This is a genomic window from Gammaproteobacteria bacterium, from assembly GCA_016765075.1.
GTDB lineage: Bacteria > Pseudomonadota > Gammaproteobacteria.
In genome coordinates this window covers 1-22,604 of the sequence record JAESQP010000144.1, presented here as the reverse complement: position 1 = coordinate 22,604, position 22,604 = coordinate 1, and the positions used below count along the sequence as shown (strand labels likewise).

Below are 22,604 nucleotides of genomic sequence, written 5' to 3'. Positions count from 1 at the left end.
TTATTCAAGCCTTATATCAGTGATGTGCGGCGCTTATCTAGCAACGATTTTATCGCTTGCTGTCCACGCCCTGATTCCGCGGCCAAGAGATACGCATGAATAGCTATTTGCGAATCAACTTTGCGGCGGTTCCCTCTGGCAACGTAGGCATTACTATGCGCCACATCAAGAATGCGCGCACGACAATTGTCATTAGATTGCAAACGCAAAATATCAATAATTCGACGCTTAATTTCTTTATCGTAAACAGGCAGACTCACCTCGACACGATGGTCGATATTTCGTGACATCATATCGCCTGAACTAATATACACACTTGGGTCATCATCATTAGCAAAAACATAAACGCGTGAATGCTCGAGAAACCGCCCAACAATACTAATCGCCTCGATATTGTCGCTAACACCTTTGACTTTTGGTACTAGCGAACAAATAGAGCGGGCAATAATTTTTATCTTAACGCCGACGCGGCTCGCTGCATAAAGCTTATCAATTAATTCGGGATCAGAAAGGTTATTCACTTTAATAAATATCCATGCCTGCTTACCAGCTTGGGCATTAGCCATTTCAACATCTATTTTACTGCGCAACTGTTGACGAAAATTAATGGGCGACACTAACAAATGTTTGAAATCAAAACGACGATAGCTGTTGGCTGAAAATTCGAATACTTTTGCCACTTCAGCTGTGATTTCAGGCTTGGTGGTGAATATAGCAAAATCGGTATAAACGCGTGCCGTTTTTTCATGAAAGTTCCCTGTACCAACCACTGCATAGCTAGTCTCAATACCACCTTCAATGCGTTTAATCAAACAAATCTTTGAATGAAATTTCAGACCCTGAATACCAAAAGAAACTTTTACCCCTGATTCGGTCAGCTGCTGCGCCCATTGAATATTCGCCTTTTCATCAAAACGTGCTTGCAACTCAACAATCACATGCACCGCCTTACCATTTTGTGCCGCATTGATCAGTGAATTCATAACACGGGATTCAGTCGCTACGCGGTAAATAGAAATACGGATTTCCGTTACCCGTGAATCAATCGCTGCTTCACGTAAAAAATTGGTGAAATAAGAAAAGCTTTGGTAAGGATAGTACAAAAATACATCTGATTTTTTAATTGCATCAAACGTAGTTATCTCAGCATCGATGGCAGAACACGCTATGGGTGAAAGTGGTTTATACTCTAAATATCGTGACCCAAGGTTAGGGAAGCTCATAAAATCTTTAAAATTATGATACCTCTCGCCCGGTGTGACACTGTCATATTCAGAAAGGTTGAGTTGCTTGACAAAAAAATCAATCATCGATTTAGGCATGCCACGCTCATACATTAATCGTGTTGGCTGCGCTGCATGCCGCCCCTTCAGGCTATAAGACATTTTATCGAGAAAACTTTGCGTAATACCATCACCAATCGTCAACTCAGCATCGCGCGTCAACTTAATGGTGTAGACACTGATCGATTGAAAATCAATTAATCCTGTAAAAATTTCTTCAATGCCAATGCGCAATACATCATCAAGCATAATCAAGCGCTTGATACGCTTTGATCGTTGACTGGGAATTTGAATAAAGCGCGGCAATTTATCCGTCGGCACTTCAAGCACCGCATAGGGTTTGTTACGCGGGCCCTTATCAAGGTAATCAATTTTCAACGCAAGGTACATCAATTGCTCTGACAAGGTGGGTAACTGACTACCCTCGCCCAACATAACAGGTGCCAACACAGGCAAAATCGATTCTCTAAAGTAGGTGCGTAAATAACGACGCTGACCGTCGCTTAAATCTTGCTCTGTTAAAAAATAAATATGATGCTTTTTAAGTTCGGCAAACAACTCTCTATAAATTTGATTGTAATCTTCTTGCAACTTAACAATTTGCCGCTGTAATTTTCTTAACAGCTTGGCAGCGATGGATTGCGTCATGTGTTGCGCATCTTCCAGCAAGATACGGCGACGCACATCGGCAACACGAACGCGGAAAAATTCATCTAAGTTGTTCGATACAATACCAAGCAACCGTATACGTTCAATAATAGGCACACTGCGATCACGCGTTTCCTGCAAAACTCTTTCATTGAAATAAAGCCAACTCACTTCCTTTTCGACAAAATATTTTACAGTGGGGTTTTTCGCGCTACTTTGCGTATTACCTTTCACTCTAGGGAGCCTCTAATTCATTGATGGAATATAATCTTACTACTAAAAGTTTATCATGCTGTTAGGTTACGTTTTCAATGCAATTAATCATCAACCAATATTATTGTGTTTACGTGGTGCATCGTTAAAAGAAAGACGACCTGAATGCGCATCAATTTTATGCCATGCCTCACAGTCAAACTGTAATATCACCACTTCACAGGTCGCTAACTCGTCAATCATTTGCGAGGCCAAAGAGCGCACCAAATCCGACAAGCCCGGGTTATGCCCAACTAACATTATGTCGTTATAGTCATCGCTTAAGCCCCACACAACATCATGCAAATTATCACTGCTTGCCTCATAGATACTATGGTCTGTCGTAAGTAATGCGGGCTCTAGCCCAAAGGTATCCGCAAATCGTCGCGCTGTGGTGATCGCACGCAGCGCAGGGCTGGTCACTATTTTCTGTGGAGCCAAGCCTTGTACTAATAATCGCTGCGCCATATCAGCGCTGTCGCGAAACCCTCGCTCATTCAACGACCGCTGGAAATCATCCTGTGTTTGTTTGCCCCACCCTGCCTTAGCATGACGCACAATTGTTAGGCTCTTCACATTGCAATACCTGGTATAGGTTTCTGGTTCCCACGATCCTCCGTAGGAACCCATATTGAACTATACACTTGGCTCACCCATGCGTTGCCACACTGGAGCATGACAACGAGACAATAGCCTCTAGATCATCAACTCATCGCCGCTATAAATTTCCACGTAGATCACGCATAGAAAAACCCAGCAAACCAACCAACAAATCATCAGGCAAGTCACGTCCCAGCGCCATTACCTTAAAGGTCTCACCCATTTCACCTGGCAAGGTTAAACGGCGAATTTGTTGCGCTATCTCCACACGCTCGACATCCGTCGCTGACTCCATATCAACATTTTCAGTGAGGCCGCACGACATAAGAAAATAAGCTTGGTTGGTATAACCCAGCACGTCCAGTTGATTATCTATTGCGGCTTCTGCCACCGCAGTAAAATCAACATGCGCGGTAATATCCTGTAAGCCAGGATAAACAAAAGGGGCATCATGCGCTCTATGACGATAATGGCAACGCAAGCTGCCTTGTACACGCTGTGGATGATAGTACTCATGGCGTGCACTACCATAGTCAATGAATAATACCAGTGCTTGCTGCAAACATGCGGCAAGGCTTGCTATCCAGCCATCCATTTCCAGACAAAGTTCAGCGATATAACCGGTATCAAATTCGATGGACAAGGGTTCGAGACGTTGCTGCAATATACTCGTCGCTATGGTTTCTGCTTTTAGTTTCTTGTATTGCAAACAGCCGTTTTCGACAACGACACCCAGCTCTTGAAATTGATCATCACTTTTTATTAATCTGTTTGCTGGCAGTGCATCTAAAAATTCGTTAGCCAGTACAACTCCTGAAAATGGCGTTGTTGGTAAGGCGTCAAGCCACTCAATACGGTGAAAATAATCTGCCACGCTATCTTGCAATAAAGCTTGCTGACGCTGGCGTAGATCGGCGCTACTTTCTAAAATAAAATAACGCGAAGGCAAACAATCCAGTGAGGTTAGTTCTAACAAAATATCACGCGCCAACTTACCCGAACCTGCACCCACCTCCAGTATGCTGCCATCATCTGTTTTTGGCAGAGCTAACAAGGCTTGTTGGCATTGCCGCGCGACACAACGACCGAATAAAGGCGAAACCTCCGGTGCAGTAATAAAATCACCTGCCGGGCCAAACTTGTTGGCGCCAGCGGTATAATATCCTAAGCCGGGTGCATAAAGGGCGTTCTGCATATAGCGCGCGAAATCAATGATACCGCCTTGTGCCTTGATATCTGCTTTGATCACATCAACCAGGGCTGCACTGTGCGCTATGGCATCCGGGTTTGGCTGAGGCCAATCGGCGGGGATTACATTCGTGTTATCTGGAACTGCTGTCATGCTGCTATTGTAGTGGGTAAAATAGACTCCGTGGTAATACACTTGACATACACTGGGTAGAAACGGACCAAAAAACCTACTAAAAAGTCTATTAAGAGAAAACCTATGCAAGAAAATAAAGTGGCGCTGGTTACAGGTGGCGCGCAACGTATTGGCGCCACCCTGTGCCGACATTTACATGATGCGGGCTATAACGTGTTAATTCATTATCGACATTCAGTGCAAGCCGCCTCTGAACTCGCCAAGGAATTAAATAATATTCGGCCAAAATCAGCGCATGGCATTCCTGCCGACTTGCTTAAAATCACTGACATCAAGCGCCTCATTCAAGCCGCATTACAACCCTGGCAACGGCTAGATGTCGTCGTCAATAATGCCTCAAGCTTTTATCCTACTGCCATCGGTAACACCTGCGAAGATGACTGGAATGATCTCATCGGCAGCAATATGAAAGCACCTTTTTTTATCGCTCAGGCCGCTGCTGAGGAATTAGCCAAACAACAAGGCTGCATTATTAATATCATTGACGTGCATGGACAAAGGCCTTTAAAGGGTCATAGCGTTTACTGCGCCGCCAAGGCGGGACTGGCCATACTGACACATTCTTTAGCCGTAGAGTTAGCGCCAGATGTGCGCGTCAATGGTATTGCGCCCGGGGCAATTCTATGGCCGACGACTGAGCCTGATGAAAAAAGCAAACAAAAGACTCTGGATGACATTGCATTGCAACGCCTAGGTGACCCGCTTGATATCGCCAAAACGGTATTATTTTTAGCACGCGACGCCGATTACATTACCGGCCAAATTATCACTATCGATGGCGGTCGTTCGTTATAAGCTTGTTGACGAGTTTTTATGGCCGCCAATCAAAATCGACAACAAACTGTGCGACTTTATCGGGATCAAACGCAGCCCACATATCGGCATAAGAGCGTTTTAGTACAGGGTGGCGTTTCGTCGGCGCAATATCAGCGAGGGGTTGCAAGACAAAGGCGTATTTTTCTATTTCGTCGCGCGGAATCTGTAAGTGTTCTTCATTCAACACCAGGTCATCATAAAGAATGAGATCAAGATCTAGCGTTCTTGAACTGAATTTAACTCCATCGCGTACACGCTGTTGCTGGTCTTCTATATCGCGCAAGGTTTTTGCGACAACTGTTATCTTTTTCTCGGTGTCAAAACCAACAACAAGATTATAAAAACTATCCCCTTTAAACCCCACTGCAACGCTTTCATAAACAGGTGAACAATCAAGCTCACCGAAATGTTTAAATAAGGCATCGAGCCCGGCGCGAATATTCATTTCACGCTGAATATTACTACCAATACTTAAATAGACGCGCGCCATTACTCTCTGGCACCACGCTCTATAATAATGCCAACATCTCGCGCACCACGAATAGCACCACGTTTATTTATCGTTACCTTAACCCAAGGCACATCAAATTCATCACGGACGATCCCGGCAACACGTTCAGCCAGCGTTTCGACTAGCTGGAATTTACTGTCACCGACATACTCTATCAGTCGTTTAGCAACGGCTTTGTAGTTTAGGGTGTCATCAATGTGGTCTGTTTCAGCAGCACGTGCAATATCAGCGCCCATCTCTAGATCAATCACAATCTCTTGTTTGATCTTGCGCTCCCAATCCCAAATACCGATAACGGTTTCGATTTTTAACTCATTCAGGTAAATAATATCCATTAATCTCGGCCAATCTTCTCACAAGGTTTGTGTCACTATAGCGGTTTCACAATACCGAAACCAACAAGAGTGCACCATAGTGATGGTGGGATAATGGTAGCTTGCATGATTAACCAACAATGATACCTATCGCGCTGTGCTTGCTGGCCTATTTCTTTGGCTCTGTTTCGAGCGCCATTGTACTTTGCCGTTTATCTGGCCTGCCTGACCCTCGCACTCAAGGTTCTGGTAACCCAGGGGCTACTAATGTGCTGCGTTTTGGCGGCAAGCGTCTTGCCGCGCAAGTGTTACTTGGCGATATGCTGAAGGGCTTGCTACCCGTGCTGTTTGCGACCTGGATCGATGGCACCACCAGCGTCTTAGCAGCCGTGGCATTGTGTGCCTTTCTTGGCCACTTATATCCGGTGTTTTTTAGTTTTCGTGGCGGCAAAGGGGTTGCTACTGGCTTGGGTGTCATACTTGGCTTGATGTGGCCAGTTGGTTTGGCACTTATAGTCACTTGGATAATTGTCGCAGCACTAAGCCGTATCTCAGCACTAGGGGCATTGGCCGCTGCCATTGCGGTACCGTTCTACGCATGGTTTATTTCAGAGCACAATCAGTACGTTATTCTGACTATGATTATCTCAATATTACTGATTTGGCGTCATAGGCTAAATATACAAAAACTCTTTGCTGCCACTAAAATCGATTCGTCGTCTTGATCTCGCCACACACAAACCATTGTTTATCTTTCATGTTTTCTATGCTTCAGGTGTCTCGAAAAAACCTGTCATTGAAACCAACTTCCCTGCTTTATTGTATTCACTGTAACTGATCCCTTCACCAAGCAAGGTATTATCACCATTTTTCATGTCCCATTTTGAGATACTTTTATTGCTATGTGCGAGAAAATATTTGGTCACGAAGTGACCGCCTGGAATTTGTTTGTGAAAATCAATCATGTATTCCAATAGCGCATCCCACCCTTTTGTTTTTATTATCGGGTCATTGTATACACATGCAAGGTCAAGACATTGACCAAATATGATGCGTTTATCATCGACAGACTCCGCCTTCCATGAAGAGGTATAGGCTTCCCATGTTGCTTCAAACTTATTACTCATAATGTTGCCTTCCTTGTTTACTTTTGGGTTTACTTCTGGGTTTGTTTCTGACTCTTAACGTGCGCTTCAGGCTGGCACAGACAATTCACTTAAAGGCCAACGTGGCCGCACATCCATAGCATAATCCGCATGCGGATTTAATTCGAAACGACGATAGCCAGCATAGGCAATCATAGCGCCATTGTCGGTACAGAATTCATTTCTCGGAAAGTAAACTTGCACTGCTGATTGTTGCGAATACTGTGCTAACCGCTGGCGCAACGACTGGTTGGCGCTAACACCACCGGCAACGACTAATTGTTTTAATCCTGTTAATTCCATGGCGCGGCGGCATTTAATAAAAAGCGTATCGACCACTGCATCTTCAAAGGCACGTGCAATATCGCGCTTGTCTTGCTCGCACCCCTGTGTTGCGCGAAACGTCGTTAGGGCATGTGTCTTTAGTCCACTAAAACTAAAATCACAGCCGGGTCTGTTGGTCATCGGTCGGGGGAAACGAAAACGTTGCGGGTCGCCGTCAACTGCAAGCTTGGCTAGAGCAGGGCCGCCCGGGTAATCAAGGCCCAACATTTTTGCTGTTTTATCAAACGCCTCACCAGCCGCATCATCGACCGACTCGCCAATGAGCTCATATTGACCAATGCCATCAACACGCACTAACTGGGTATGACCACCGGACACGAGCAAGGCAACAAATGGAAAAGACGGTGCGACCTCTTCAAGCATAGGTACCAATAAATGCGCCTCCATATGGTGTATCGCCAAAGCAGGAATATCCAGAGCAAAGGCCAGCGCACGCGCAAACGATGCGCCAACCAATAGCGCGCCGATTAAACCGGGGCCTGCGGTGTAGGCAATAGCATCAATATCAGAGCGCTGACAACTCGCAACAGCTAACACTTCTTTAAACAAAGGCGTAATACGCCTGACGTGATCGCGTGAAGCTAACTCAGGGACAACGCCACCATACTGCTGATGCAAAGCGATCTGACTATGCAAACAATCTGCCAGCAAGCCCTTGTCACTGTCGTACAAAGCCAAGCCAGTTTCATCGCAAGAAGTTTCAATGCCCAGAATTAGCATGACTTTAGCTCAATATCAGACGCACTGACTGCGACATCATCCGTATTGCGCTCTAACCAGCGACTGCTGTCACCATTGTGCTCTTGCTTCCAAAATGGCGCCTTATGTTTCAGGTGATGAATGATATGACGACAGGCATCGAACGCTTGTTGTCGATGGGTCGACCACACCGCCACCAACACTAAAGCATCCCCTGGCTCGACTCTGCCATAACGATGTATCACTAAAAAATCATCTAATCGCCATTGCGCGGTAGCGTTTTCGCATATTTGTTCAATTTCTTGCAAAGCCATTGCTGGATAACACTCTATGGTCATTGCCTCGACAGACAAGTCTTCATGCATATCACGCATGCTGCCAATAAAATTCACTACGGCACCTGACTTACCAGGCTTGCGACATTGTGTTTCATAGTCTTGTAAACGTTGATAAGGCGACAATGCAAATTCTTGCAATATGACTGGCATGACTATCCTCCTGTCACCGGAGGGAAAAATGCCACTTCATCACCATCATTAACTTGCGCGCCGAGACACGCATAATTTTGATTGATAGCAACTAAACTATTATTAGCCAGCTTTATTGATGGATTAAGTTGCGTCCATAGTTCAGTAGCGCTGCAACCCTCTTGCGCAATTTGGCATTGCTGTTCGGCAACACCAACGTTCTCTCTTAAGGAAGCAAAATACTTTACAGTTACTGACATAACAATCTATGACGCACGCCAGCCACCACTTTTTCCGCCGGTTTTTTTGAGTAGGCGAACGCCATCAATCACCATTGATTTATCAACTGCCTTGCACATATCGTAGATCGTTAGCAAGGCGATTTGCACTGCGGTCAAGGCTTCCATTTCAACACCCGTGCGCGCATGACAACGTACTGTCGTTTGGCATATCACTTGCTGCTTTGCCTCATTTAACTCAAACAACACATCGACTTTAGATAACGGTAATGTATGACATAAGGGAATCAAGTCCGCTGTGCGTTTTGCCGCCATGATGCCAGCAATACGCGCAACCGAAAGCACATCGCCTTTTTTGTGGCTGCCTGCTGCTAACAAATCAAACGCCTCAGCAGACATACTGATACAGCCTTGCGCAGTCGCTTGTCGATCCGTCGCTGTCTTGTCACCGACATCGACCATATGCGCGTCGCCCTCTTTATTTATGTGGCTAAATTTTTTTGTCATATCTAGAAGCCTGTTGGACTTAGGGTGAATCTACTCGGCTTTGGCTTCCTGCGTCGCTCTAACTCCTGCATCCAGGCAGTCGTACGAAAAAGCCATTTCGAGGTGCCCTTGGGGTATGGCTCATTTTTCCGATCCTTTTCGTTAAATATGCTCAATATTCGCCTCTACGTGCCCTCGGGGTGCAAACGATCAAAAAAATGAACTCATACCCCAAAAGCCTGCCCCCGCGAAGGCGGGGGGCACCTCGAAATGGCTTTCTCTCGCTACGATCACCTAAGTCCAACAAGCTCCTAGCCACCAATCTGGGTCATGCTAATACGAGATATGGCAACTTTCGTCACGCTACGTTCGCGCGCCTCAATGCCATCTGCTACTTTTTCAGTAATTGCTTGCTGTAGCTGTGCCACGATTTGTGCGTTGCTCTCACCACGGCGCATCAAATCACGCAGATCGTAATCCGTGCCAGAATAAAGACAGTTACGCAATTGTCCATCAGCGGTAATGCGAATACGATTACAATTACGGCAAAGGCTACGCGTAAACGCGGGGATGACAGCGACCGTGCCCTTATAGCCAGCGATGCGGTAATGATGATGCTCTGTTTCAGAGCCTGGCACCGCCAGCAGTTCGTTATAGGTCTTATGCAATCGGGTAACAATGTCTTTGGCGCGCACCAGGTAATCGCCGTCACACCACAGTTGTTTGGCATCAAACGGCATAAACTCTATGAATCGCACTGTTAATCGATTGTCGCGCGTCAGCTCGCAGAATGATTCAATTTCATCATCATTAATGCCACGCATAACAACGACATTGACCTTGATGCTGCTAAAACCTTTTTGCAAAGCCAATTCGATATTTTGCAAGGTTTGTCCGAGACCGTTACGCCGGGTAATGTGCTTAAAGCGATCTTCGCGCAGCGTATCAAGACTTATGTTTATACCTGTTAACCCCGCATGTTTTAGGTCATCAAGCATTCGATGCAACAATAAACCATTGGTCGTCAGACAAACATTTTCAATGCCAGGAGTATTGACTGCCATAGCAACCAACTCGGGCAAGTCTTTACGCAGCGTTGGCTCACCACCAGTAAAACGCAGCTTATTCACACCCACTGACGCTAACACACTCACCAGACGCGCAATTTCATCCTTGCGTAGCAATTTCTCCGGCGCCTGAAAATCAACGCCCTCTTCCGGCATACAATAAGTACAACGTAAATTGCAACGCTCATTAAGCGCAATACGGGCGTAGTTGAAATTTCGGCCAAAACGATCCACCAACACTGGATGCATTAAAGATTCGGCTTGTTGTCGTAAATTAGTCAACATTTCCTAATGACACAGCAAGTGATTTATCGCATTCTATCGTAGATAGACAAGACCTCGCCGCTAAATTATGCTTAATGATGCCCAACTAACACGTTACAGCCGCCAGATTTTATTGCCGGATATCGATATCGCTGGCCAGGAAAAGCTGTTGGCTGCGCATGTATTGATTGTCGGACTCGGTGGCCTTGGCTCACCTGTGGCAATGTATCTTGCTGGCGCTGGTATAGGGCGTATGACGCTGGCTGATTTTGACGTGGTCGATATCAGCAATTTACACCGGCAGATCGCCCACGCTAGTAGCGATGTCGGTGTCAATAAAGCCGTCTCAGCCAAGGCGACAGCTGCCAACATCAATCCGGAAATTCGCATTGATTGCATTGACTACGCTATAGATGAACGGGCATTGCAACGCTATGTCTGCGCTGAAAAGGTCAATGTTATTGTCGATGCGACAGACAACTTTGCCAGCCGCCACGCTATTAACCGTATTTCGCTTGCCGGAAAAATACCCTTGGTTTCTGGTGCAGCTATTCGTATGGAGGGCCAAATCAGTGTCTTTGACCCACGTAACGACGACAGCCCCTGTTACGCCTGTTTATACTCTGAAGAGGGCGATAATGCCGAAAATTGCGCCCAAACGGGTGTCATCGGCCCCGCCGTGGGCACTATTGCCTGTCTACAGGCCATGGAAACGCTGAAGCTGCTAATTGGTTTTGGCCAAACACTAGTCGGGCGTGTTCAGCTTCTTGACGCCAAACATAGTGAGTGGCGCACGCTGAACCTGAAAAAAGACCCTGAGTGTCAGGTTTGTAGCCCTAGCACCCCAAAAATCCCTTGATTCTTACTCAAATCACCCGTTAAACAACAATAGTTGTGCATCTCACTGCAAAACGCCTATACTAATCGGCTTTTCTGTGGCTGCCTTTGCGTGAATGAGGGTCACAGTGAACTTATTAAACTTTTGCCTAATTTATGTAGGTAAACCTCAGGAATCGGGATTTTATGCCATCAGTAAAAATGAAAGAAAATGAACCCTTTGAAGTGGCTATGCGCCGTTTCAAACGCACTTGCGAAAAGGCCGGTACCTTGTCCGAGATCCGCCGTCGCGAGTTTTACGAAAAGCCAACGGCCGTTCGCAAGCGCAAAGCTGCTGCTGCTGTGAAGCGCCACGCTAAAAAAGTCGACCGCGAAGTTGCGCGTCACGTTCGCCTGTATTGATTGCAACACTAAACCTTAGCCCCATTGCAAGGTACTGGCACAATGTCCGCCCTTAAGCAGCGCCTCACTCAAGACATGAAGACTGCCATGCGCGCTAAAGATAAAGCACGTTTGGGGGTTATTCGCATGGCCTTAGCCGCCATCAAGCAACGTGAGATCGATGAGCGCGCCAAACTTGATGATGCAGGGCTTGATGATACGCAAATCATTGCTATCATCGACAAAATGATTAAGCAGCGCCGTGATTCAGCGTCACAGTTTCAGGATGCTGGCCGTGACGAGCTCGCTGCTATTGAAAATGCCGAAATCAACGTATTGCAAGACTATATGCCTGCCGCCATGAGCGATGACGAAATCACCAAAGCCATCGACAAGGCTATTGCTGACACTGGCGCCAGCTCTATAAAAGACATGGGCAAGCTGATGGCAGCCCTGAAACCACAACTGCAAGGCCGTGCCGACCTTGGTGCCGTCAGTGGCATAATCAAACAAAAATTGGCCGCACTTTAAGCTCTGCCAATATCTACGCCCAAGTAAATTTTATTTCCGGCTGACAGCCGGGTGTCCGTAACATAGAATCCCCCTCATGGCGGGCAAAATTCCTCAACAGTTTATCGATGACATTCTGGCTCGCACAGATATTGTTGAGCTCATTGACGCACGTGTAACACTGAAAAAAGCCGGTAAAGACTTTCACGCCTGCTGCCCCTTTCATAATGAAAAGACCCCGTCGTTTACAGTAAGTCAGAACAAGCAGTTTTATCACTGCTTTGGCTGTGGCGCACATGGCAGCGCTATTGGCTTTTTAATGGAATACGATAATCTTGATTTTGTTGAAGCCATACAAGAGCTTGCCGATAGCCTTAGTCTTGATGTGCCGCGTGAGGACGGCGGCACTTTTCAACGACCGTCAACGGATACCAAGGCATTATTCGCCCTGACTGAACTGGCTAATGATTTTTATCAAACACAACTACGTCAACACGCGCAAAAACAACAAGCTGTCGATTACCTGAAAGGTCGTGGACTCAGCGGCCAAATCGCCAAGCGTTTCGCATTAGGCTTTTGTGCTGATGAATGGCGCGCCATTCAAACAGCGCTAGGCTCAGATGAAGGTAGGCGCGAACAACTCGTTGAAGTCGGGCTACTTATCAAAAAAAGCGCAAACGATTATTACGACCGTTTCCGTCACCGCATCATGTTTCCGATTCGAGACTTACGTGGGCGCGTGGTCGGCTTTGGCGGACGTGTACTCGGTGACGGTACACCAAAATACCTGAATTCACCTGAAACGCCCTTGTTTCATAAAGGCAAAGAACTATACGGTTTTTATGAGGCCTGCCAAAGTAACCGTAAACTCAATCAAGTACTGGTGGTTGAGGGCTATATGGACGTGGTTGCACTAGCGCAATATGGCATTACCTATGCGGTGGCGACCTTAGGCACGGCGACCAGTGTCGAGCATATCGAGCGTTTATTTCGTAAAGTCGAAGATATTATATTTTGCTTTGACGGTGACCGTGCCGGTCGCGACGCCGCATGGCGCGCATTGGAAAATACCCTACCGACGCTGCATGAGGGTCGCCAAATTCGGTTTCTGTTTTTACCCGATGGTGAAGACCCCGACACACTGGTTCGTCAAGAAGGGTTTGAACGTTTTTCGCAACGCATTGCACAAGCCCAGACACTATCGCAATACCTATTTGACCACCTCGGCAAAGAGACCGATGCCAGCACGATTGATGGCCGCGCACGACTGGCTGAAGCAGCAAAACCATTACTTAAGAAATTGCCTGGCGGCACCTTTCAACAAATGATGATTGCTGAATTAGCACAACGCACACGCATCGACGTCAACCTGCTCAGCATCGACATTAGCGGTAATACGGCAAAGACAGCACAAACCGCTAATCGCTATACAGCCACCACAAACCAACGCGGGCCATCGCTAGTACGCAAAACCATTACTGTACTGCTCCATCGACCCGACTTAGCAAAAACCACTGAAAATGGTGCATGGCTCAAAGATATTGACCAAGCCGGCATCATTTTATTGATCGACTTACTTGAACTCTTGCATCAACATCCCCATCTCAGTACTGGTGGTATTTTGGAGCACTGGCGCGATACTGAACATGGTCAACATCTATCCAAGCTTGCTGCCCAGCCGTCATTACTCGATAGCGATGCGCTGGCAGCAGAATGGGATGACACCTTGTCTAGGCTACGCAAAACAGCCAATGAAGCACAGCTCGAGAAGCTCGAAGAACGTGACCGTCTTGGCATTGCAAACGCTGAAGAAAAAGCCGAAATCAAACGGCGCTATCAAAAGCTAGGACAGCATAAAGACTGAGACTAAGCTACCCAAAAGCCCTCAATATCAGGTATAATTAACGGTTCTATTTTTTAAATTTACCAACCTCAAGGTTTCACCCCCGATGGATGCCAAACAGCAGCAATCCCAGCTTAAGTTATTGATCGCAAAAGGAAAAGAGCAGGGTTACCTGACCTATCGCGAAGTTAACGACCACCTCCCCGACACCATTGTCGATCCGGAGCAAATCGAAGATATCGTTAACATGATCAATGACATGGGCATTGAGGTTCACGAAGTTGCGCCTGACGCAGACAGCCTCATTATGAAAAAAGATGCTGTTGATGAAGATAGCGCCGATGAAGCCGCTGCTGCCTTAGCCATTGTCGGCAGCGATTTTGGCCGCACTACCGACCCCGTGCGTATGTATATGCGTGAAATGGGTACTGTCGAGCTACTGACACGACAAGGCGAAATTCGTATTGCCAAGCGCATTGAAGCCGGCCTGTCACAAATGATGTCAGCGCTAGCAACCTTTCCACCGACAATTCAAACCCTGTTGGATGACTATGCGCTCTTCAAAAATGAAGAGAAACGTTTGACAGATATTATCGTCAAATTCCTTACTGATGAGGATCTCGATACTGAAGCCATCCCAAAACCCGCCGCGGCACGCACAGCCGAGGACAAAAAAGATGATGAGGAAGAAGTAAAAGATACCGGCCCTGACCCAGAGCAAGCTGCTGAACACTTTGCCAGATTAGGTAAGTTGTTTGATAAAGTGCAAAAATCACGTAGCAAAAATGGCAGGGAGCACAAAACCACTATCAACGCTATTGAGAAACTTGATGATTGTTTTAAGCGTTTAAAGCTCATACCAAAACTATCTGTGCGCCTAATTGCCGCCCTGCGTGACGTGGTTAATGTCATTCGTACGCATGAGCGCAACATCATGGACCTCTGCATGAACGAAGCACGCATGCCACGTAAAGCGTTTATTACTAGCTTTCCCGATAATGAAACTGATCTTGAATGGCTGGATCGTGAAATTGCCTCCGGCGCCAAGTATTCAGACGCGCTGAAAGAGCGTAAAGACACTATTAAAAACGAGCAAACACAACTTGTCGAGCTTGAAAAGAAATGGAATTTCAGCATCAATGAAATCAAAGACATCAATCGCAAAATGTCGATTGGTGACGCCAAGGCGCGTCGTGCAAAAAAAGAAATGATTGAGGCCAACCTACGTCTCGTTATTTCTATCGCCAAAAAATACACTAACCGCGGACTACAGTTCCTTGATTTAATTCAGGAAGGTAACGTCGGCCTTATGAAAGCCGTCGACAAGTTTGAATACCGCCGTGGTTATAAATTTTCGACCTATGCAACCTGGTGGATTCGCCAAGCGATTACTCGCTCGATTGCTGATCAAGCACGCACCATTCGTATTCCAGTGCACATGATTGAAACCATCAACAAGCTCAATCGTATCTCGCGCCAAATGCTGCAAAAGATGGGCCGCGAAGCGACACCCGAAGAGCTGGCTGAATGCATGGAAATGCCTGAAGATAAAGTACGCAAAGTGCTTAAGATTGCCAAAGAGCCCATCTCAATGGAAACGCCAATTGGTGATGACGAAGATTCACACCTCGGTGATTTTATTGAAGACGGTAATGTAATGTCGCCACCCGAGGCGGCAACGTTTGAAGGTCTGCGCGAACAAACTCAAAACGTGCTAGAAAGCCTTACTGCCCGCGAGGCAAAAGTACTACGCATGCGTTTTGGCATCGGCATGAATACTGACCACACCTTGGAAGAAGTCGGCAAGCAATTTGATGTGACACGCGAACGTATTCGTCAAATCGAGGCCAAAGCCCTACGCAAACTGCGTCACCCCACGCGTTCCGAGCGTCTGCGCAGCTTCCTCGACAGTGATAACAATCCTCAAAGCGGCAGCTCTTAAATAACGCCGCCTTGAACCTAGAAAACACAGATGAATCACAGAAGTTCATACAAGCTCTTAATGCACCTAGCAAATTCAAAAACTTGCTAATCACCAATAAGGTAACTACACAGTTTTTGAATTTGCTATGCACATCAATATCTTGCATGCCTTTTCTGCGCCCAACTGCGTTTTCTAGGTTGAAGCTCTCCGCTTACGGGCCCATAGCTCAGTTGGTTAGAGCAGGGGACTCATAATCCCTTGGTCGTAGGTTCGAGTCCTACTGGGCCCACCACTACACCTTAATGACGGCGAGACGAATGAAGTCATTATTTTTGCAACATACTTTGCGCGACATTGACCAAAGTCTCATCATCAAACGAGGGAGGGATATTTCTTCCACGTTGCACAGCTGGCCGCGATAACATTGTCTGGTGCCAACGCATAAGATTGTCCAAGCCATCAACATTGATATCTGCCCATTCATACCAACTGACCCAACTCCAGTGAGCGATATCGGCAATTGAGTAGTCATCGCAAATATATTCACGCCCTTCTAGCTGTCGATCCAGCACTTCATACAGTCTGCGTGTCTCATGCTGGTAGCGCTCTATTACCGCTGGAATTTTTTCTGGAAAATAACGATAAAACACATTGGCCTGACCTTGCATGGGGCCTATGCCACCTATTTGAAACATCAGCCATTGAATGACCTGAGATCGCCCGTTGTTATCTTTAGGTAGCAAGCGTCCGGTTTTTTCTGCAAGATAAAGCAAGATTGCGCCTGACTCAAAGACGGCAAAGTCATCATTATCCCGATCAACAATGGCTGGGATACGACCATTGGGGTTGATCTTTAAATACTCTGATTTTTTTTGATCTCTGTCAGCAAGATTGAGATGATTCACTTTATAGGGTAAGGACAGTTCTTCCAACGCTATAGACACTTTAATGCCATTAGGTGTTGCCGCTGTGTATAAATCAATCATCTGTTAATCTCTATCAATCGAAAATAAACCTTCACCAACTACCCTTAGCCTCAAGGCTTTGGTAATTCGTGTACCAGATGACCAGTTTTTATATACACCTTGCAGCCTTCCTTACTCTTTGGTGTATGGCTAGCCCCTATTGGCAAGCGCAACCAAACACCCTTTTCATAGTGACCACTCTCATCAAAAAAACTACCAGAAAGGACAAAAAACTCTGCGCCACCGCTATAACTACGTAGCTCACTCGCCCCAAAACCGGCAGACCATTGAGCGACACTCACCTTTTCATAGTCAGTGTGATGTAAAGACAATATCGACTCACCCTCTTGCCCACCTGACTGCCAACCTTCTGGCTGATTGATGTCTATACGAACATATTCCTGGTCATCAGGATGCATCTGCCACAGCTTAACGAATATTTGACAGCCAAACTCGCTAGCAGGTTTATGACTAGAACCAACCGGGTTTCTGACATAGGTGTCGATTTTAAAATCACCCATCTCATCAGAAAAAACACCTTCAAGAACGATAAATTCTTCTCCGCCAGTATGCACATGTGGTGAAAAAGAACTGCCTGGCGCATAACGCACAATTGAGGTAACACGAGCCACTTCGTCACCGTCACGCTCTAACATCTTACGGTCCACACCAGGCAAAGGTGATGCAATCCAATCAACTAAACTACTGTTTACTACAGCTCGTTTTGTAAGGTCAGCGTTAATCTTCATATCGTGAACTTAAGGATTTGACTGGATTAGCTAAACTTACGCCTTAGCGCTATCACGTGCAGAAACCTCACCATACCAACGCTTGAGATTTGGATAACTATCCAGCGTCGCGATCTCAGCAAACATGACGAAATCAATCGCGCATAAGGCGGTAATATCAGCAATAGAAAAACTACTGCCCGCTATAAATGGTTTACCAGCAAGCTCTTTATCCAACCATTTCATAGTGGCAATCGTACGCTCACGACTCTTCATGCCCCAATCTTTATTCTGGTATAACTCCAATTCACCCAGCCCTGGGGTTGCATGGTGAAAATATGTCGTCGATGCGTCCATCAAACCTTCTTCAACTCGACGCTGCCACATAGATACAGCAGCCTGTTCAGCAGGTGTGCTGCCCATTAATACTGGTGTCAGATTCGCTGCTTCGAAATAACGACATATCGCGACACAACCACTAATGTAACTACCATCATCAAGTTCCAGGCAAGGAACGGTAGCACTGGGATTTTTAGCTTTATAAGCATCTGTTCTATGCTCGCCTTCTAACACATTGATTTGCTCTCTTGGGACTTCAATACCTTTTTCTGCCAAAAATATACGTACACGACGCGGGTTGGGAAATGCTTCAAATTCATAAAGTTTCATTAATTTCTCCTGTTTTGGCTATTATCTACCTAACGGTTGGTAGTTAATAATAAATGAGGACTATTCATACTGTCAAGGCCACCAATCATGTCATTAATATATTGGCATTTTCACAATAGCGGAAACAAGGGAACGTCAGACTTGTGAGTAAGTTTTATGTCTCGTTTTACGTGATACGGCTCTGTAGGCCAAGTTCGGTTTTTAGCGCGGCTATCGTTTTTTTAACATGATTCTTATTTGACATTGCTCGGCTGACAATAAGAGAGCCTTGCAAAGCATCCAATACTAAATTTGCCATGACTACTGGGCTACCATCGAAACTAAAATCACCCGTACTTTTACCTAACTTCAATATAGTCGTTAACCATTTTTTGCCGTCTTCAAGGAATAATGTGACTTCATCTCTAAGACCTTTCGGTAAAGCCATGTATTCACCCGCCAATGCGCCGCATAAGCATATTTTTTCATTCTTTTTTCCTAAGTCTAAATAAGGAGAAAAATAAAAATCCATCATCTTGGCAGGGCTGATTTCACGATTTCTCAACGCCTTGTCTAGCATCATAGAAAAATTTTTTCGATATCGGGCAACCACTGCCACACCCAAGGCAACCTTACTCGGATAATGGTACAAAATGCTTGGCTTTTTAATACCCACTTCTTTCGCAATATCATTAAAGCTTATCGCGCTATATCCACGAGACTGAATAAGCTCCTGGGTGACGTCCAGTATGCGCTCTGATGTATTGGTTTTTTTTATATTATTTTTCATAATAAGCATATATTTTAGTGCTAAAACTTCATAACTCAAACTCTATTGAGCCATCAAACCTTACGCTGCCCTTAATATTAGTAGCTCAATCCCAACATTAACACGCCTTGATTTTCTATAACCTAATAAGAATAATTACTTTACAAATAAAAGCAATTTAAAACTATCTTCGCAAAACCGTGCATACGGATTCACAGAGAAAAGCCAAGTCTCTTTGTTTAATAATATACGGCGGCATCAAGTAAACAAGTCTGCCGAAAGGCCGCAGCCAAACACCCTGTTTAACAAACGCTTGCGTAATGGCTTTCATATCAACGGGCTGCTTTAATTCGACGACACCTATTGCTCCAAGAATCCTTACGTCTTTAACCTGATTAAACTCTCGGCATGGATCCAAGCCGTTGCGAAGCCCTGACTCGATACGTTTGATATTTTCTTGCCAAGAAGAAGCTAATAATAATTTTATGCTCGTCAATGCTGCAATACAGGCCAGAGGGTTCGCCATAAAGGTAGGGCCATGCATGAATACGCCAGGGTCACCGCTATCAATGGTTGCTGCGATATCGTTGGTTGCCAGCGTGGCGGCCAGTGTTAAATAACCCCCCGTTAGTGTTTTACCCAGGCACATTATGTCTGGCGAGATATCTGCATGGTTGCAAGCAAATAATTCACCCGTTCGAGCAAACCCTGTCGCAATCTCATCAGCTATGAATAAGACACCGAACTCATGACAAAGCTGTCGTGCTTTTTGCAAATATTCTTTTGAATAAAACCACATTCCGCCTGCCGCTTGCACAATAGGCTCTAATATTAATGCCGCAATATCCTTATTGTTCTCTAAGGTATTTTTTAGCAACAGCAATTCTTCATCAGGACAAGGCTCACCAAAACGACAAGTGGGCTGTGCTACAAACAGATTTTTTTGCAATACTTGATTGAAAACACTATGCATTCCGGTTTTAGAGTCAGAGACTGACATAGCACCAATGGTGTCACCGTGATAACCGCAACGCAGACTGACAAAGCGTTGCCGTTGTGGTTTCCCTTTGGCATGCCAATATTGAATGGCCATTTTCATGGCCACTTCCACTGCAACCGACCCTGAGTCAGAATAAAAAACGGTTTGCAATGGTTTTGGTGACATCTCAATCAACAACCTGGTTAACTCGATAGCTGGAGTATGGGTAAAACCACCAAACATAATATGCGCCATTTTATCGAGCTGTTGAGTTAGCGCAATATTCATTTCGGGATGGTTATAACCATGAATGGCACACCACCACGACGACATTCCGTCGATCAACTCGCGACCATCTTTTAATTTTATGCGGACACCTTTGGCAGAATCGACTGTGTAAATCGGCAAATCTGAATGCATGGCACTATAAGGGTGCCAGATATGATTGTGATCTATTGGGTCAATATCCATACTCATAATTTCGTGGTATTTTTTAAGCTGAAACTATTTAGCGATAGCGCAACTCCTGCAAGTATTAAGACGGCGCCAGCAACTTGGTTAATGGTAATCACCTCGCCAAGCAACAATGCGCCCCAGAGCATGCCGAAAAAAGGAACAAGGTATGTCACCATAAGGGTTTTTGTCGGCCCTATCTGGTGAATGAGTTTAAAATACCAGATAAATGCTAAGGAAGTTGAGAGTACTGCCAAAGCAACTATAGACCCGACTGCTGCCATGCTAGGGTATTGCTGCGGAACAAAAAATGGTAATAAAGGCAGCAACAGAATCGCCGCCGCTAATTGTGTTCCTATGACAAAAGCGATAGATGGAATTTTGGCCAAGCGCTGTTTCGTATAATGTGCGCCAGCGACATAAGAAATTGAGGCCACAAGCGCCGCTAACACCATCAGTGGTGAAGGCGATGAAATTTCGGCTTGCTGCCACAACATCAATATCATCACACCGAAAAAACCTGAAATAACACCTATTAACTGGGACCACGTTAGCTTTTCTTTTGCAAAAAAATAGGCAAAAACAATACCTACGATAGGCACAATCGCATTCAATATCGAACTCACTCCTGCCGTCACTGAAGTCGTAATATAGGCAATCAACACGAATGGTAATGCGCTATTAAGCGCGCCAACAACAAATAAATCGCGCGCATGTAAACGCATCAACGTCCATCGTCTTTGCCAAAACAACCATGGTAACAATACCAAGCCAGCCAACAATACGCGTAACTCAGTCAACCACACGGCACCAATTTCCGGTGCCGCCACACGCATAAACAAAAACGACGCACCCCAAAGCGCGCCAAGCACTAGCAAAATAATGATTTGCAAGCTATTCATTTAAGGAGCCTCTGATGTGTCTGGGACTACGTGCCCTCGGGGTACAACGAGACTGCCTCTGCTTACACTGCCATTCACAACAAGCCACCTCGATAAACTCAGCGTCGTTCTGGATGACAGGACACCGCAGAAAACGTGAACAATCATCATATGTTACTCTGCAAGCTAAACAATAAAACCAAATTTTTTTACCATGAAAAACCTAGAACCAGCACTGGAAAGATTATTATTTATTAGCCGCTGGTTGCTGGTTCCTTTTCTAATTGGACTCGTTATCTCAACGACTTTGTTGTTTATAAAGTTTGCTAGCGAATTACTCAATCTCATCACAGACCTTAATTCACTCAGCCAGATTGAGCTAGTGTTGGGCGTGCTCAATATGATCGAGCTAACACTGATAGCAAGCTTGCTTTTTATTATCGTTTTTAGCTGCTATGAAAGTTTCGTCTCCAAATTTAACACTATTGCTTACCAAGACAAGCCCGCATGGATGGGTAAGGTCGATTTTTCGGCATTAAAGATGAAGGTGATTGGTTCTATTATCGCCATTTCTTCCATTGAATTATTGAAAGTGTTCATAAATCTCAATAATTACGACGAACAAGAAATTCAATGGAAAGTCATTATATTTATTGCCTTTGTGATATCTGGCGTCTTGTTTGCTGTCATGGATCGCTTATCATCGCATCCTAATCGTGACTAAAGGCAAGCGTTTCGCTTGTAATAGCCATACATGGCTTGCTCTGCCTAACCCATAACGTAATAATCAATCACTCTGCTGATTTCGACACTGCAAAACTGGCAAAGCTAGCCAGTGCATTTTTTATTTTGGCAGTCACTTCATCGCATCCCTGAATATTATGACGCGACTCGATATAATCGGGGTTGTTATAGCTAAGCCATACTGTCCCCGCCGCATCCGCCCAGACCAATGCCTTTTGCGGCAAATCAATGGCTGCTGTTTGCTGACATTGCATCAACAATGTGCCAATTTTTGGATTGCCAAAAATAATCAATTCAGTCGGACGCAGTTTTTTACCCAATTTCCACGCCGCTTCAGCGTGTTTCACTCGGGCAAATATTGTCATGCCTTTATCAAGTAGGATTCGCTCGAGACGATTCGCGGTTAACTCAACATCGTGCTG

Annotated in this window: 26 protein-coding genes and 1 tRNA gene; 9 read left to right on the top strand and 18 right to left on the bottom strand. The window is 45.5% G+C overall.

Features of this window, described 5'->3' with window-relative positions; genetic code table 11:
- Positions 1-11: 11 nt before the first annotated feature.
- The 3 genes from ppk1 to JKY90_08845 form a co-directional block, all read right to left on the bottom strand.
- Positions 12-2,165, bottom strand: a complete 2,154-nt coding sequence (gene ppk1, locus JKY90_08855; GenBank protein ID MBL4852365.1) for a polyphosphate kinase 1 — start codon at positions 2,163-2,165, stop codon at positions 12-14.
- A 90-nt stretch (positions 2,166-2,255) separates the two neighbouring features.
- A complete protein-coding gene (locus JKY90_08850; protein ID MBL4852364.1) occupies positions 2,256-2,759 on the bottom strand; it encodes a histidine phosphatase family protein in 504 nt (167 codons plus the stop codon).
- Between the two features lie 142 nt (positions 2,760-2,901).
- Positions 2,902-4,125, bottom strand: a complete 1,224-nt coding sequence (locus JKY90_08845) for an SAM-dependent methyltransferase (protein MBL4852363.1) — start codon at positions 4,123-4,125, stop codon at positions 2,902-2,904.
- A gap of 105 nt (positions 4,126-4,230) precedes the next feature.
- Here JKY90_08845 and JKY90_08840 point away from each other — a divergent pair, with 105 nt between their 5' ends.
- Entirely contained in the window at positions 4,231-4,962 is a 732-nt protein-coding gene (locus JKY90_08840) for a pteridine reductase (GenBank protein MBL4852362.1), read from the top strand.
- Positions 4,963-4,978: 16 nt separating this feature from the next.
- Here JKY90_08840 and folK read toward each other — a convergent pair whose 3' ends face one another.
- Complete coding sequence (folK, locus tag JKY90_08835) at positions 4,979-5,473, bottom strand: 2-amino-4-hydroxy-6-hydroxymethyldihydropteridine diphosphokinase (protein ID MBL4852361.1); 495 nt, start codon at positions 5,471-5,473, stop codon at positions 4,979-4,981.
- Positions 5,473-5,829 (bottom strand): dihydroneopterin aldolase, encoded by a 357-nt coding sequence (gene folB / locus JKY90_08830; protein MBL4852360.1) that lies wholly within the window; start codon positions 5,827-5,829, stop codon positions 5,473-5,475. The genes folK and folB overlap by 1 nt, the downstream gene beginning before the upstream one ends.
- A 119-nt stretch (positions 5,830-5,948) precedes the next feature.
- On the opposite strand from folB, the gene plsY reads away from it, so the two are divergent.
- Positions 5,949-6,533: a glycerol-3-phosphate 1-O-acyltransferase PlsY gene (gene plsY, locus JKY90_08825; GenBank protein MBL4852359.1), complete on the top strand. Its 585-nt coding sequence runs from the start codon at positions 5,949-5,951 to the stop codon at positions 6,531-6,533.
- 39 nt (positions 6,534-6,572) lie between these two features.
- Here the strand turns inward: plsY and JKY90_08820 are convergent, their stop codons facing one another.
- The 6 genes from JKY90_08820 to moaA all read right to left on the bottom strand — a co-directional run bounded on the left by JKY90_08820 (position 6,573) and on the right by moaA (position 10,541).
- Positions 6,573-6,935: a nuclear transport factor 2 family protein gene (locus tag JKY90_08820; protein ID MBL4852358.1), complete on the bottom strand. Its 363-nt coding sequence runs from the start codon at positions 6,933-6,935 to the stop codon at positions 6,573-6,575.
- Positions 6,936-7,001: 66 nt separating this feature from the next.
- Positions 7,002-8,018: a tRNA (adenosine(37)-N6)-threonylcarbamoyltransferase complex transferase subunit TsaD gene (gene tsaD, locus JKY90_08815; protein ID MBL4852357.1), complete on the bottom strand. Its 1,017-nt coding sequence runs from the start codon at positions 8,016-8,018 to the stop codon at positions 7,002-7,004.
- Entirely contained in the window at positions 8,012-8,485 is a 474-nt protein-coding gene (locus JKY90_08810; GenBank protein ID MBL4852356.1) for a molybdenum cofactor biosynthesis protein MoaE, read from the bottom strand. Before JKY90_08810 ends, tsaD begins: the two co-directional genes overlap by 7 nt.
- Before the next feature lie 2 nt (positions 8,486-8,487).
- Positions 8,488-8,724 carry a MoaD/ThiS family protein gene (locus JKY90_08805; GenBank protein ID MBL4852355.1) on the bottom strand — a complete coding sequence of 79 codons (237 nt, stop codon included), beginning with the start codon at positions 8,722-8,724 and terminating at the stop codon, positions 8,488-8,490.
- Between the two features lie 6 nt (positions 8,725-8,730).
- On the bottom strand, positions 8,731-9,210 hold the full coding sequence (moaC, locus tag JKY90_08800) for a cyclic pyranopterin monophosphate synthase MoaC (GenBank protein ID MBL4852354.1): 480 nt from the start codon (positions 9,208-9,210) through the stop codon (positions 8,731-8,733).
- Between the two features lie 290 nt (positions 9,211-9,500).
- The gene (gene moaA, locus JKY90_08795) at positions 9,501-10,541 is read right to left on the bottom strand and encodes a GTP 3',8-cyclase MoaA (GenBank protein ID MBL4852353.1); all 1,041 of its coding nucleotides are present in this window, start codon (positions 10,539-10,541) and stop codon (positions 9,501-9,503) included.
- 67 nt (positions 10,542-10,608) lie between these two features.
- Here moaA and moeB point away from each other — a divergent pair, with 67 nt between their 5' ends.
- From moeB to JKY90_08765, 6 genes are all read left to right on the top strand, one after another.
- Positions 10,609-11,379 (top strand): molybdopterin-synthase adenylyltransferase MoeB, encoded by a 771-nt coding sequence (gene moeB, locus JKY90_08790; protein ID MBL4852352.1) that lies wholly within the window; start codon positions 10,609-10,611, stop codon positions 11,377-11,379.
- Positions 11,380-11,543: 164 nt separating this feature from the next.
- The gene (gene rpsU / locus JKY90_08785; protein ID MBL4852351.1) at positions 11,544-11,759 is read left to right on the top strand and encodes a 30S ribosomal protein S21; all 216 of its coding nucleotides are present in this window, start codon (positions 11,544-11,546) and stop codon (positions 11,757-11,759) included.
- Between the two features lie 42 nt (positions 11,760-11,801).
- Entirely contained in the window at positions 11,802-12,269 is a 468-nt protein-coding gene (locus JKY90_08780) for a GatB/YqeY domain-containing protein (GenBank protein ID MBL4852350.1), read from the top strand.
- A 76-nt stretch (positions 12,270-12,345) separates the two neighbouring features.
- On the top strand, positions 12,346-14,112 hold the full coding sequence (locus JKY90_08775; protein MBL4852349.1) for a DNA primase: 1,767 nt from the start codon (positions 12,346-12,348) through the stop codon (positions 14,110-14,112).
- Between the two features lie 85 nt (positions 14,113-14,197).
- The gene (gene rpoD / locus JKY90_08770) at positions 14,198-16,033 is read left to right on the top strand and encodes an RNA polymerase sigma factor RpoD (protein ID MBL4852348.1); all 1,836 of its coding nucleotides are present in this window, start codon (positions 14,198-14,200) and stop codon (positions 16,031-16,033) included.
- Between the two features lie 197 nt (positions 16,034-16,230).
- Positions 16,231-16,307: transfer RNA gene (locus JKY90_08765), tRNA-Ile, on the top strand.
- Between the two features lie 34 nt (positions 16,308-16,341).
- Here JKY90_08765 and JKY90_08760 read toward each other — a convergent pair.
- The 6 genes from JKY90_08760 to JKY90_08735 all read right to left on the bottom strand — a co-directional run bounded on the left by JKY90_08760 (position 16,342) and on the right by JKY90_08735 (position 21,459).
- A complete protein-coding gene (locus JKY90_08760) occupies positions 16,342-17,001 on the bottom strand; it encodes a glutathione S-transferase N-terminal domain-containing protein (GenBank protein ID MBL4852347.1) in 660 nt (219 codons plus the stop codon).
- Positions 17,002-17,051: 50 nt separating this feature from the next.
- Positions 17,052-17,729, bottom strand: a complete 678-nt coding sequence (locus JKY90_08755; protein MBL4852346.1) for a cupin domain-containing protein — start codon at positions 17,727-17,729, stop codon at positions 17,052-17,054.
- Positions 17,730-17,765: 36 nt separating this feature from the next.
- On the bottom strand, positions 17,766-18,377 hold the full coding sequence (locus JKY90_08750) for a glutathione S-transferase (GenBank protein MBL4852345.1): 612 nt from the start codon (positions 18,375-18,377) through the stop codon (positions 17,766-17,768).
- A gap of 166 nt (positions 18,378-18,543) precedes the next feature.
- A complete protein-coding gene (locus JKY90_08745; GenBank protein ID MBL4852344.1) occupies positions 18,544-19,185 on the bottom strand; it encodes a TetR/AcrR family transcriptional regulator in 642 nt (213 codons plus the stop codon).
- Between the two features lie 124 nt (positions 19,186-19,309).
- Complete coding sequence (gene bioA / locus JKY90_08740) at positions 19,310-20,575, bottom strand: adenosylmethionine--8-amino-7-oxononanoate transaminase (protein ID MBL4852343.1); 1,266 nt, start codon at positions 20,573-20,575, stop codon at positions 19,310-19,312.
- Positions 20,576-20,577: 2 nt separating this feature from the next.
- Positions 20,578-21,459: a DMT family transporter gene (locus JKY90_08735; GenBank protein ID MBL4852342.1), complete on the bottom strand. Its 882-nt coding sequence runs from the start codon at positions 21,457-21,459 to the stop codon at positions 20,578-20,580.
- Positions 21,460-21,652: 193 nt separating this feature from the next.
- On the opposite strand from JKY90_08735, the gene JKY90_08730 reads away from it, so the two are divergent.
- Positions 21,653-22,162: a TIGR00645 family protein gene (locus tag JKY90_08730; GenBank protein MBL4852341.1), complete on the top strand. Its 510-nt coding sequence runs from the start codon at positions 21,653-21,655 to the stop codon at positions 22,160-22,162.
- Between the two features lie 67 nt (positions 22,163-22,229).
- On the opposite strand, the gene JKY90_08725 is transcribed toward JKY90_08730, so the two are convergent.
- On the bottom strand, positions 22,230-22,604 hold a 375-nt coding region (locus JKY90_08725; protein ID MBL4852340.1), incomplete at its 5' end, for a DUF302 domain-containing protein.